Annotated in this window: 11 protein-coding genes; 5 read left to right on the forward strand and 6 right to left on the reverse strand. The window is 72.7% G+C overall.

The annotated features are described in order from the left end of the window. Positions 1-105: 105 nt before the first annotated feature. The gene (gene ffh, locus EDD26_RS13685) at positions 106-1,647 is read right to left on the reverse strand and encodes a signal recognition particle protein (RefSeq protein ID WP_123698207.1); all 1,542 of its coding nucleotides are present in this window, start codon (positions 1,645-1,647) and stop codon (positions 106-108) included. A 79-nt stretch (positions 1,648-1,726) separates the two neighbouring features. Here ffh and EDD26_RS13690 point away from each other — a divergent pair, with 79 nt between their 5' ends. Further along, positions 1,727-2,890 carry an AMP-binding protein gene (locus tag EDD26_RS13690; RefSeq protein ID WP_170165642.1) on the forward strand — a complete coding sequence of 388 codons (1,164 nt, stop codon included), beginning with the start codon at positions 1,727-1,729 and terminating at the stop codon, positions 2,888-2,890. Between the two features lie 100 nt (positions 2,891-2,990). On the opposite strand, the gene EDD26_RS13695 is transcribed toward EDD26_RS13690, so the two are convergent. Together EDD26_RS13695 and ftsY are read right to left on the reverse strand one after the other, a co-directional pair. Beyond that, complete coding sequence (locus EDD26_RS13695; protein ID WP_123698209.1) at positions 2,991-3,536, reverse strand: hypothetical protein; 546 nt, start codon at positions 3,534-3,536, stop codon at positions 2,991-2,993. Between the two features lie 10 nt (positions 3,537-3,546). Next, entirely contained in the window at positions 3,547-4,416 is an 870-nt protein-coding gene (gene ftsY, locus EDD26_RS13700) for a signal recognition particle-docking protein FtsY (protein ID WP_123698210.1), read from the reverse strand. A gap of 169 nt (positions 4,417-4,585) precedes the next feature. On the opposite strand from ftsY, the gene EDD26_RS13705 reads away from it, so the two are divergent. Together EDD26_RS13705 and EDD26_RS13710 are read left to right on the forward strand one after the other, a co-directional pair. Then, entirely contained in the window at positions 4,586-5,872 is a 1,287-nt protein-coding gene (locus tag EDD26_RS13705; RefSeq protein WP_342769318.1) for a TerC family protein, read from the forward strand. Positions 5,873-5,879: 7 nt separating this feature from the next. Next, a complete protein-coding gene (locus tag EDD26_RS13710) occupies positions 5,880-6,719 on the forward strand; it encodes a DNA-3-methyladenine glycosylase family protein (protein ID WP_123698212.1) in 840 nt (279 codons plus the stop codon). Positions 6,720-6,979: 260 nt separating this feature from the next. Here EDD26_RS13710 and EDD26_RS13715 read toward each other — a convergent pair whose 3' ends face one another. Together EDD26_RS13715 and EDD26_RS13720 are read right to left on the reverse strand one after the other, a co-directional pair. Then, positions 6,980-7,900, reverse strand: a complete 921-nt coding sequence (locus EDD26_RS13715) for a DUF817 domain-containing protein (RefSeq protein WP_123698213.1) — start codon at positions 7,898-7,900, stop codon at positions 6,980-6,982. A gap of 13 nt (positions 7,901-7,913) precedes the next feature. Continuing rightward, a complete protein-coding gene (locus tag EDD26_RS13720) occupies positions 7,914-9,056 on the reverse strand; it encodes a class I SAM-dependent methyltransferase (protein ID WP_245989929.1) in 1,143 nt (380 codons plus the stop codon). Between the two features lie 62 nt (positions 9,057-9,118). Between EDD26_RS13720 and EDD26_RS13725 the strand changes: the two genes are divergently transcribed. Then, entirely contained in the window at positions 9,119-10,489 is a 1,371-nt protein-coding gene (locus EDD26_RS13725) for an FAD-binding oxidoreductase (RefSeq protein WP_170165643.1), read from the forward strand. A gap of 32 nt (positions 10,490-10,521) precedes the next feature. On the opposite strand, the gene EDD26_RS13730 is transcribed toward EDD26_RS13725, so the two are convergent. Then, positions 10,522-11,241, reverse strand: coding sequence for an arginase family protein (locus EDD26_RS13730; protein WP_123698216.1), 720 nt, complete (start codon positions 11,239-11,241; stop codon positions 10,522-10,524). Between the two features lie 93 nt (positions 11,242-11,334). Here EDD26_RS13730 and EDD26_RS13735 point away from each other — a divergent pair, with 93 nt between their 5' ends. Further along, on the forward strand, positions 11,335-12,009 hold the full coding sequence (locus tag EDD26_RS13735; protein ID WP_123698217.1) for a hypothetical protein: 675 nt from the start codon (positions 11,335-11,337) through the stop codon (positions 12,007-12,009). Positions 12,010-12,015: the final 6 nt, after the last annotated feature.

Consider the following 12,015-nt stretch of genomic DNA (forward strand, 5'->3'; position numbering starts at 1 on the left):
GGGCTCAGCGGGGCGAGGTCAGCATGCGGCCGCGGGCGGCCCTGCATGTCTGACAGCAGGCTATGAGGTAAGCCTTACCTAAGTCAAATCTTTCGGCGCGGCGCGTCAGCCGTTGCCGAGCATGCGCTGCAGCGCCGCCTGGTCGGGGCCGGAGAGCTCGCCGAAGGCGCCCTCCGCCTTCGGCTTGCCGAAGGCGCTCCCCTGCGGCGCCTCGGCCGCGGGCTCCTGGCGCTTCGCCGGGTTGCCCGACCGTCGCTGCTGCTTGCCCTGCGGCTTCGCGGCCTTCTTCGGCGGGCGCATGCCCGGAGGCATCGGGCCCATGCCGGGCATGTTCGGCACGCCGCCCTTCGCGACCGTCTTCATCATCTTCGCCGCCTGCTCGAACCGGGAGACGAGCTGGTTGACGTCGGTCACGGTCACGCCGGCACCGCGCGCGATGCGCAGCCGGCGCGAGCCGTTGAGCAGCTTCGACTGCTTGCGCTCCTGCGGCGTCATCGACTGGATGATCGCCTCGGTGCGCACGAGCTCGCGCTCGTCGAACGAGTCGATCGCCTGGCGCATGCCCTTGCCGCCCGGCAGCATCCCGAGCATCTGCTTGAAGTTGCCGGCCTTGCGCAGCTGCTGCATCTGCTTGAGGAAGTCCTCGAGCGTGAAGCCGTCGGTCGCGATCGCCTCCGCCATGCGGAGCGCCTCGTCCTCGTCGAACGCCTTCTGCGCCTGCTCGATGAGCGTGAGGATGTCGCCGAGGTCGAGGATGCGGCTCGCCATGCGGTCGGGGTGGAAGGGCTCGAAGTCGTCGAGCGACTCGCCCGTCGACGCGAAGAGGATCGGCTTGCCGGTCATGCCGCGGATCGAGAGCGCGGCGCCACCGCGCGCGTCGCCGTCGAGCTTCGTGAGCACGACGCCGGTGAAGTCGACGCCCTCCTGGAAGGCCTTCGCGGTCGCGACCGCGTCCTGGCCGATCATCGCGTCGATGACGAACAGCACCTCGTCGGGCTGCACCGCGCGGCGGATGTCCGCGGCCTGGCGCATCATGTCGGCGTCGACGCCGAGGCGGCCGGCCGTGTCGACGATGACGATGTCGTGCTGCTTGCGCTTGCCCTCGGCGACGCCGTCGCGGGCGACGCGCACCGGGTCGCCGACGCCGTTGCCGGGCTCGGGGGCGAAGACGGGCACGCCCGCCTGGCCGCCGACGACCTGCAGCTGCGTGACGGCGTTCGGTCGCTGCAGGTCGCTCGCGACGAGCAGCGGCGTGTGCCCCTGGCCGAGCAGGTGCTTCGCGAGCTTGCCGGCGAGCGTCGTCTTGCCCGCGCCCTGGAGGCCGGCGAGCATGATGACGGTGGGCGGCTGCTTCGCGAGCTCGAGCCGGCGCGACTCGCCGCCCAGGATGCCGACGAGCTCGTCGTTGACGATCTGCACGACCTGCTGCGCGGGGTTGAGCGCCTCGGACACCTCCGCGCCGAGGGCGCGCTCGCGCACCGCGGCGGTGAACGACTTCACGACCTCGAGCGCGACATCCGCGTCGAGCAGGGCGCGACGGATCTCCCGCACCGTGCCGTCGACGTCCGCCGCCGAGAGCTTGCCCTTCGTGCGCAGCTTGGCGAGGGTCTCGGTGAGGCGGGTGGAGAGTGAACCGAAGGCAGCCATGATGGGCCGAGTCTACCGATCCGACTGGCATGCTGGTGGCGAGCAGGCCGCGCCTGCCGCCAGCACGAGGAGGGTCCGGATGCGTCTTCGAGGCATGCCGCCGTCGCACGCCAGGTCGCTGGCGCGCAGCGTCCGCTTCCACGGCTTCACGATCACGGCCCTCGCCCGCCACGCGGCGCGCGTGCACCGCGACAGCCTCGGGCTCGTCGTGGACGGCTGGAGCGTGACCTTCGGCGAGCTCTGGAGCGCGGCGCAGGGCGTCGCCGCCGTGCTCTACCTCGGGCCTCTCGACCGCACGCCACGACCGGTCGTGATCGCGTGCGCCGGACCGGCGATGCCGCTCTCGCTCATCGCCGTCGCGCGGCTCGGGCTCGACGTCATGCCGGTGAGCCGCGGCTCGCTCGAGGAGTTCCGCCGGGCCGTGCCGCAGGACGCGCTGCTCATCCACGACGGCGAGGCGCCTGCCTGGCACCGCGGCCCGACGGTGCAGGCCGAGCAGATCGTCGCGTGGTCGACCAGCGACGGCTCCGGTCTCGCCCGCCCGCGCCGCCGGGCGCGCATCGTGCTCCCCGACCGCTCGCTCGCCGGCACGATCACGACGCATGTGCAGGGCGCGATGGGCGTGCAGGGCCTGCGGCAGCTCGCGGGCCTGCACGACCGGCTCGGCATCGAGGGCACCGACGTCATCCTCACCTGCGCGCCGCTGCACCGCGGTAAGGGACTGCAGCTGCTCGGCATGGCGCTGCTCACCGGCGCGACGCTCGTGAGCGCCGCCCACACGCCGTCGGCCGATCGCATCCGCATCATCCGCGACCGCTTCGTGTCGGTGCTCTCCGCGTCACCGAGCCAGCTGGCCGGCATCCTCGACGAGCTCGAGCGCACCGGCGAGGCACCGCCGCGACTGCGCCGCATCGTGGTCGCCGGCCAGGATGTCGACGCCGACCTCGTGCGCCGTCTCCACACGGTCTGGGGACCGATCGTGCTGAGCGCCTACGGGTCGGTGCAGACCGGCACGGTCGCGGTCGCGACGCCGGAGGTGCTCTCGGCGCATCCCGGCACCGTCGGGCGGCGCCTGCCGGGCAGCGACTTCGGCATCGTCGGCCACCGTGGCCGCGGCGACGCGAGCGGCCTGCTGTGGGTGCGCGGGGCGCACTCGACCGTCATCACCGAGGACCGCGCCCGCATCGAGGACGGCATGCTGACGATCGTCGGCCCGCTCACGCAGCCCGACACGTCGGACTAGCCGCGAGACCATCCCGCGGGAGGCGTCACCGCTGATCGAGGAGCTGAGGTGGCGTCGTGCGCGCAGGGATGCACCGGTCCTCGAACGCGGCTCATCCCGGTCATGCCTCGTGCCGTCTGCTCCGATCCGCAAGCGGCTGGGTAGCGCCTGCGACGCCGTCTCCGAGCCACAGGTTCAAGCGCCTCACGGTCTCCTCGACGGAGCGTCGGGTACCGGCGTTCGACCTGAAGCGCAGGGGTGGTCGTCCGACCATGCGCACCTCGATCGAGCAGAGATCCGGATGAAGGTTCAGGTGGCTGAGCGAGACGATGTCCGTCGCCGCGTCGCAGTCCTCCACGGTCGAGAATCGCTCGATCGCGCGGCGCTCGAGGCGAACGACCGAGAGACGCTTGATGAAGATCGCCTCGTGCTCGGTGACCAGCACGCGACAGCGCCAACCCAGCGCCAGGAGCGCGAGCGTTCCGCTCAGGAGCGTCGCCGAGGCCATCGACCACACGAGCCAGTCCCGCTCCGCGAGCGCATGACGACCGACCATCACGATCAGAAGGGGAGCCGCAGCGAGCAGCAACGCGTTGAGCTGGAAGGGATTGGCGAATTGCGTGCGGGACCCTGCAACGGGCGTCGCCCTCAATCGCCCTTCCGTCACGACGGCCGATCTACCCGACGAGCTGCTCGACGAAGACGTGCGGCGTGAAGCCCGTCAGGTCGTCGATCCCCTCGCCCTGACCGATGAGCTTGATGGGGATGCCCGTGCGCTCCTGCACCGCGAGGATGAACCCGCCCTTGGCGCTGCCGTCGAGCTTCGTCACGACGAGCCCGGTGATGCCGGCGTGCTCGATGAAGGCCATCGCCTGGTTCACGCCGTTCTGACCGGTGGTGGCGTCGAGCACGAGCAGCACCTCGGCGATCGGCGACTGCTTCTCGATGACGCGCTTGATCTTGCCGAGCTCGTCCATGAGCCCGCCCTTGGTGTGCAGGCGGCCGGCGGTGTCGATGATGCACATCGAGTGGCCGTGCGCCTTCGCCGCCTCGACGGTCTGGAAGGCGACGGATGCGGGGTCCTGGCCCTCGCGCTCCGGCCGCAGGATCGCTGCACCCGCGCGCTGCGCCCAGGTCGCGAGCTGCTCGACGGCCGCGGCGCGGAAGGTGTCGGCGGCGCCCACGACGACCGACTGGCCGTTCACGACGAGGAAGCGCGCGAGCTTGCCGATCGTCGTGGTCTTGCCGACGCCGTTGACGCCGACCACGAGGATGACCGCGGGCCGCTCCTTCAGCGCGAGCGTCGGGTCGTACTCGGCGAAGCGCTCCTCGAGCCGCTCCCGCAGCATCCGGCGCAGGTCCTGCGGGTCATCGACCATGAGCCGCTCGACGTCAGCGCGCAGCGCGTCGACGAGCTGCTCGGTGATGTCGGGGCCGAAGTCGGCCGTGATGAGCGCCGTCTCGAGGTCGTCCCAGGTCTCCTCCGTGATCGTCTCGCGCTGGAACATGCCCCGGAGGGCGCCGGTGAGAGACCACTTCGCTGCCATGCGTCCATGCTAGGCGGGCAGCCGCTAGACTCGGCTCCGGCGAAGGGGAGTATCCCGACTCGCCGCGATCGTCATCACGGAGCCCGATGCTGCGCTCCCGGTCGCGGCGGCGCGTGAAGCGCGGGAGAGACGTTCGCGCCCGTTCGCGCACCCATCGGAAGGCCGTCGCTTGACTCCGTATCAGATCTTCGAGATCGCCTCGATGGCGATCCTCGTCGCCATCCTCATCTTCGACCTGCTCATCGTCATCAAGCGGCCGCACGTGCCGTCGATGAAGGAGGCGACCGGCTGGGTCGTCGTCTACGTCGCGCTCGCGCTCGTGTTCGCCGGCGTGCTCTTCGTGATGGGCGACGCCCAGCACGCGGGCGAGTTCGTCACCGGCTGGCTGCTCGAGTACTCGCTGTCGATCGACAACCTCTTCGTCTTCATCATCATCCTGAGCCGCTTCTCGGTGCCGAAGGAGATGCAGCAGCGGGTGCTCATGATCGGCATCCTCATCGCGATCGTGCTCCGCGGCATCTTCATCGTCGTCGGCGTGCAGCTCGTCGAGCAGCTCTCGTGGCTCTTCTACATCTTCGGCGGCTACCTGGTCTACGTCGCCTACAAGCAGGCGTTCGGCCACGACGACGACTCCGGCGAGAAGGACAACCTCGTCGTCCGCCTCATGAAGAAGCGCGTCAACTTCACCGACACCTGGAACGGCGGCAAGGCCACGCTCACCGAGCAGGGCGTCCGCTACTTCACCCCGTTCCTGATGGTGATCATCGCGCTCGGCACGACCGACCTGCTGTTCGCGATCGACTCGATCCCTGCGATCTTCTCGGTGACGACGGATCCGTTCCTCGTCTTCGCGTGCAACATCTTCGCCCTCATGGGCCTCCGCCAGCTCTACTTCCTGCTCGGTGGCCTGCTCGACCGCCTCGTCTACCTGCACTACGGCATCGCGGCGATCCTCGGCTTCATCGGCGTCAAGCTCGTCTTCCACGCCATGGAGGAGAACGAGCTGCCGTTCATCAACGGCGGCCAGCACATCGAGTGGGTCCCCCACATCGAGACCTGGCACTCGCTGCTGGTCATCCTCGTCTCGATGGTCGTCGCGGTCGTCGCATCGCTCATCAAGATCCGCATGGACGCCAAGCAGACCGGCGACGCATCGCTCCACCTCGGCCCGTCCGAGGCCGAGCTGGGCGCCGACGGCCACTACCACATCGTCGACGCGACCGGCCGGACCTTCTACCGCCCGCTGCGGGTCGAGCACTCCGAGACCGGCACCCTTCAGGTGATCGACGCGAAGGGCACCGAGGCGCCCGCCGCCGACTTCCACGAGGACGTGCTCCGCGAGGCCGCTCGCGAGGACATGGACCCGGACGCGCTCGAGGAGGTCCGTCGCCGCATCGCGAAGGGCGAGAACCTCGACGCGCGCGAGCTCGACGAGCGCGGCGACCGCAACGTCTGACCGACGCGTGACCGGGGCGTCCGGCATCCTCGCGTGGCTCGCGCCGCGCGCGGTGCCGGGCGTCGAGGTCGTCGCGCCCGACGGCTACCGGCGTGCGCTGCACGGTCCCCGCGTGACGACCGCGGCGGTGGCCGGCGACGTCGCCACGACGGCCGACCCCGACCTCGCGCGGGTCTTCGACCTGCACCGGGCGGCCGGCGGCACGGATGCGCGGGCCGATGCGGATGCGCGGCTCACGTGGGCGGCGGAGCGGCACGGGGTGCCTGCGCTCGCCGACGCCGTCGCCCAGGAGCCGGCGCTCGCCCAGCCTGGCTGCGCCGACGCGCACGAGATGCTCGTGCGCGCGATCGTCGGGCAGCAGATCTCGGTCGTCGCGGCGACGCAGCAGCTCGCGCTGCTCGGCGCGCTGGGCGACGCGCTGCCGCCGGCGCTCACCGCCGACGGCATCGAGCGCTGCTTCCCGACGATGGCGCAGGTCGCCGACGGCGCCGACGTGCTGCGCGGTCCAGCCGCGAAGACCGCGACCGTGCGACGGGCGGCCGAGGCGGTCGCGAGCGGCGCGATCCCCCTCGAGCGCTCATCCCACGCCGGCACCGCCGACCTCGAGGCGATCCGCGCGCAGCTGCTCGCGCTCAAGGGCATCGGGCCGTGGACCGTCGGCTACCTCTCGCTGCGGTTGGGCGATCCCGACGTGCTGCTGCTCGGCGACGTCGCGGTGCGGAAGGGCGCGCGGCGGCTCGGCATCGGCGACGGTCTCGCCGACCTCGCCGCCTTCGCCGCGGACTGCGCGGGGCACCGCTCGGCGCTCATGCTGCGCTGCTGGGCGGCCGCGAGCGAGCGGCCCTGACCGAACCCTCGACCACCGGTCGAGGCCGGTTGGCCGACGGGGCTTGCGCTCGGTCGAGGCGAGGTGCATGCTGATGCGACCCTCTCCGGAGGGTGACCCTCCTCGGAGGGCCGGAGGCCCCGCACGCTCATACCGCGCGGGGCCTCCTCCTCGTCTCAGGGCGTCCCGCTCCCCGGCGGGGCTGCCCTGGATGCATGGAGCCCCGGATGCACGAAGCCCGGCCACCTCATACGTGGCCGGGTTCCTGTGCCGCCATCAGATCAGTCGCCGTGCACGCCGTCGCGCAGCGGCGACGGCGTGTCGGCGCGCGGGTGCACGGTCGGCTGCGGACGGTGCACGAGCGTCACGAGCACCACCGACAGGATCATCAGCAGGAACCAGCTGACGATCTTCGTCCACGACACCGGCTGCCAGCCGTCGAGCTGGTCGGGGTAGGCCCAGGCGCCGCCCCAGGTCGCGATGTTCTCGGCGCCCCAGATCACGATCGCGACGAGCGCGAACGCCGCGAGGATCGGCATCCGCAGGTGGGTACGGAGCACGCGGAAGCGCATCGTGCACGCGCCCCACAGCAGCACGATCGCGGCGACGAGCACCCAGCGCAGATCGATCCAGAAGTGGTGGAGGAAGAAGTTCGCGTAGATGCCGACCGCCACCGCGATCGTCGCCCAGAGCGGCGGGTAGCGCGTGAAGCGCAGGTCGAACATGCGCATCGTGCGCACCATGTAGGAGCCGACCGCCGCATACATGAAGCCGGAGAACAGCGGCACACCCCCGACGCGCAGGATGCCCTCCGCTTCGTAGGCCCACGAGCCGACGTCGGTCTTGAAGAGCTCCATGACCGTGCCCGCGACGTGGAAGAGCGCGACCACCCAGAGCTCGCGCAGCGTCTCGAGCCGGAAGCCCAGCATCGCCAGCTGGATGAGCACGGCCGCGACGGTGAGCGCGTCGTTGCGCGCGATGGCGGCGTCGTCGGGCCACCACAGCCGCGCGGCGAGGATGCAGGCGAGGAGCAGGCCGCCGAAGACGCTCGCCCACGCCTGCTTGAGCGTGAAGACGCCCAGCTCGATGACGCCCCGCCGCCAGCGCGAGCGGCCTCGGCCGTCGAGCAGCCGGTGAGCGGCGCGGTCGATCGCCTCCTCGACCGCGGTGAACTCGCGTGCCGACGCGGATCGGGCGCTCATCGGGTGTGCGCGGTCACCGACGCCGCGTGGCGGTGACGACGAACTTCGCGTTGCGGGAGACCTGGCGGGTCTCGCCGATCCGGTCGAGCAGCGGGCGGTAGCCGAGGTGGCCGTTCCACACGCACCACAGCTCACCGCCGTGCGCGAGCGCCCGGCCCGCGTCGGCGATGAGCCGCTCCGCGATGCCCGTGTGCACCGCGGCGCCGATGTGGAACGGCGGGTTCAGCAGGATGAGGGGCACGGAGGCGTCGGGCACGTCCTCGAGGCCGTCGGCCTGCCGCACGACGACGCGGTCCTCCACCGCGTTCGCGGCGGCCGTCGCCCGCGCCGACGCCGCCGCCGCGGCGGAGGCGTCGGTCGCGAGCACGCGGATGTCGGGGAGCGCGAGCGCGAGCGCGACGCCGAGCACGCCGGTGCCGCACGCCAGGTCGACGACCTGCGGCGCATCCGCCGCGAGCGGCCGGTCGAGGATCTCCGGCAGGTGGGCGAGCAGCGTCTGCGCACCGATGTCGATGGAGGTGCCGGCGAACGCCCCGCCGTGGGCCGCGACGATGAGCGGCTCCCCCGCGACGTCGTGCCGGCGCGTGCGCGGCCAGCTGATGCCGGGCCGCCGCGGCGCCTGGGCGCGCAGCACGCGCGACTTGCGCCAGCCGAGCGACGCGTGGACGCTGCGGAAGCTGCGCTCGAGCAGCGCGTTCATGCTCATCGACATGTGCTTCACGCGCCCGCCGGCGACGAGCACGACGCGCTCGTCGGCGTGCGTGGCGACGAGCTCGGCGATCTCGTCGAGCTCGTCGAGCGACCGGGGCAGCTGCAGCAGCACGAGCCGCGCGCCCTCCACGAGCGAGGCGTCGAGCGGATGGTGCGCGAAGCCCGTCATGCCCGCCGCTGCCGCGTTCGCGTCGAGCGCCCGCTCCCCGACGATCGAGTCCTGGTGCACCCGCACGTGCTCGGCACCGTCGTGCAGCGCGCCGAGGGTGAGCGCCCCGTGCCGGTCGCCGATTACGACGACGTCGGCGGGCATCCTGCCTTGTGCCGTCCCCCCGGCCGCCTCGTCGAGGATGAGCGCGTCGCTCGCGTCGTGCGCCTGCAGCGCCGCGTCCTCGACGTCGGGCCACCGGCGGAGGCCTGCGAAGAGGGCGTCGCGGTCGGTCACCCGTCGATCCTCGCACCTCGCGCATCTGGCGGGCATCCGTCGCAGGGAGTACGTTCGCCCGCGTGACCACGGAACAGCGTTACGTCGCCCCCGCCGCCCTCACCTCCCTCGCCGCCAGCCTCCGCGGTCGCCTCACCACCACCGACGACCCCGGCTACGACGCCGAGCGCTCCCCCTGGAACCTCGCCGTCGACCAGCGCCCCGCCGCGATCGCCCACCCCGCGGGCGTCGACGACCTGCGAGCGATCCTCGCCTTCGCCCGCGACAGCGGCGCGACCGTCACCGTGCAGCCGAACGGGCACGGCGCCTCGGGCTCGCTCGAGGGGGCGATCCTCACGCGTCCTGCCGCCTTCGACCGGCTCGAGATCGACGCGGATGCGCGCACCGCGGTCGTCGGCGCGGGCGTGCAGTGGGGCGCGGTGATCGCGGCGCTCGACGGCACGGGCCTCGTCGTGCCCTCCGGCACGAGCCGGGTGGTGAGCCCCGCCGGCTACCTGCTGGGCGGCGGGCACTCGTGGCTGAGCCGCTGGGCCGGGCTCGGCGCGCAGTCGTTGCGGGCCGCGTGGATCGTGCGGCCGGACGGCACGCACGAGCGCGTGGACGACGCCTCCGACCCCGACACCATGTGGGCGCTGCGCGGCGCCGGCGGCACGGTCGGCATCGTGACCGAGCTCGAGATCGACCTGCTCGAAGCGCCGACACTCTTTGGCGGCTCGCTCGTGTTCTCGGCCGCCGACGGACCCGCGGTGCTGCGGGCCGTGCGCGATGCGGCGGCGGACGCCCCCGAGGGGCTCGGGCTGTTCGTCTCGACGATGCGCATGCCGGACGCGCCGATGCTGCCGGAGCAGGTGCGCGGGCGCAGCTTCACGACCGTCGACGTGCTCGCACGCGCGGAGGCGGACCTCGCACCCCTCGCCGGCCTGCGCGCTGTCGCGACGCCGATCCGCGAGCAGCTCGGCGCGACCACCCAGGCGGCGATGGCCGCGATGTCGATGGAGCCCGAGGATCCGTCGCCGAGCCGCGGCAGCTCGATCGCGCTGGACGCGCTGCCCGACCCGGTGATCGACGAGCTGCTCGAGTGGCGCGCGCTGCCCGAGCAGGCGCCGCTCATCGGCGTGACGATGCGCATGCTCGGCGGTGCGCTCGACGCGCCGCAGCGTCCGGGCTTCGCGACGCTCGCGGGTGCCTCGTGGCTCTCGATGGGGCTCGCGCCGATGTTCCCGAGCGCACCGCCCGAGGCGGGCGCAGCGAGCCTCGCCGGTCTCGACGCGCTGCTGCGGCCGCACGCCTCCGAGCGGATGGTGCCGACCTTCCTCGGCGAGGACGACACGCTCGAGCGCTGCGCGACTGCCGACGACCTCGCGCGGCTGCGCGCGATCCGCGACGCCGCCGACCCCGACGGCGTGCTGCACGAGGGGCGACTCCCCCGCTGACCTCGCCGCTGCTCGGCGAGCCAGGCGACGGCTCAGCGCGAGCGTTCGAGCGCGCCCCGCGCGACCTCGGCGATCGCACGCACGCCGGCCGACGCGCGATCCGCCGTCGTGCACGCGAGGCTCACCGCGACGACGTCGTTGCGGGCGACGATCGCCGTCACGACCTCCACGACGCGCTCGAGCGACGGTCCGCCGCCCACCGGGAACAGCAGGCCGGGGAGGTCCGCGACGTGCAGCACGACCGGGCGGTCGGCCTCCGCCGCGTGGAGCGGCTCGTGCCGCACGCGCGAGGCGGCGAGGAAGGCCGCCTCCGGCGGGTCGAGGTCGCGCCCGTCGAGCAGCACCACGTCGCCCTCGTCGAGCGGCCGCAGGCCCAGCGCCTCGGGGACCGTGCGGTCGGCACCGCCGAGCAGCTGCCGGATCGGCATGCCGCCGAGGTAGCCGGAGGCGCTTGTCTCCGGCGACTGCACGTCGCCGTGGGCGTCGAGCCAGACGACGACCGGGTCGTCGCCGACGCGCTGCACGCCGGCCACGACCGCGAGCGCGGCGACGCAGTCGCCCGAGAGCACGAGCGGCACCGCGCCGCGCGCGCGCTCCGCGGCGACCGCATCCGCGATGCCGCGCGCGATGACCGCCATGCGCTCCCACGGCGCTGCATCCGGCAGCGACGGGTCGAGCACGGTCGCGGCGTCGAGCGGCCAGCCGCCGCGCAGTCGCTCATCGAGGTGGAACGGCGACAGGATGACCGGCATGCGGTCACGCTAGCCCGCGTGCCGAGCCTTGGACGTGCGAATGCCGGAGAACGTTGGGATGTGCTTCGCGCGGCGCCGACCTAGCGTGATGCCATGAGAAGCATCGTGCTCGGCGGCATCGCGGCCGCATCGCTCGTCCTCGCCCTCGCCGGCTGCGCTACGACAGCCGGGAGCGCGCCCGACGCCCCCGCATCACCGGGCGCGACCGACAGCCCTACCGCTCCAGCCGCACCCGTCGGTACGGGCGCTGACGCGCAGGCACGGCTCGCCGACCTGCCGACCCCGAGCGCCACCGAGCCCGTGCTCGCGATCGGCACCGTGCTCGAGCAGGACGGCGGCGCGATCCTCTGCGTCGGTGCCGTGGCCGAGTCCGCGCCGCCGCAGTGCGACGGCCCCGAGCTGCTCGGGTGGGACTGGGCCGCGTTCGACCACGAGGAGACCGGCGGCGTGCGCTGGGTGCAGGGCGTCGCCATCGAGGGCACCTACGACGCGGAGGCGCAGACCTTCACGCCGACGGGCGAGCCGACGAGCGCCGCCGCCATCCAGCTGCCCGCGGTCGAGACGCCCGAGGGCGAGCTCGACGAGGCGACGATCGCGGCCGTGCAGGAGGACCTGACGACCATCCCCGGGCCGAACATGCTCGGCAGCTGGGGCGAGCGCGGCACGGTCGTGCTGAACGTCACCTACGACGACGGCTCGGTGCAGGCTGCCATCGACGACATCTACGGCGACGGCGTGGTCTTCGTGGTGCCGGCGCTGCGCGGCTGACGCCCG

The organism is Agrococcus jenensis (assembly GCF_003752465.1).
In the GTDB taxonomy this organism is placed as follows: Bacteria; Actinomycetota; Actinomycetes; order Actinomycetales; family Microbacteriaceae; genus Agrococcus; species Agrococcus jenensis.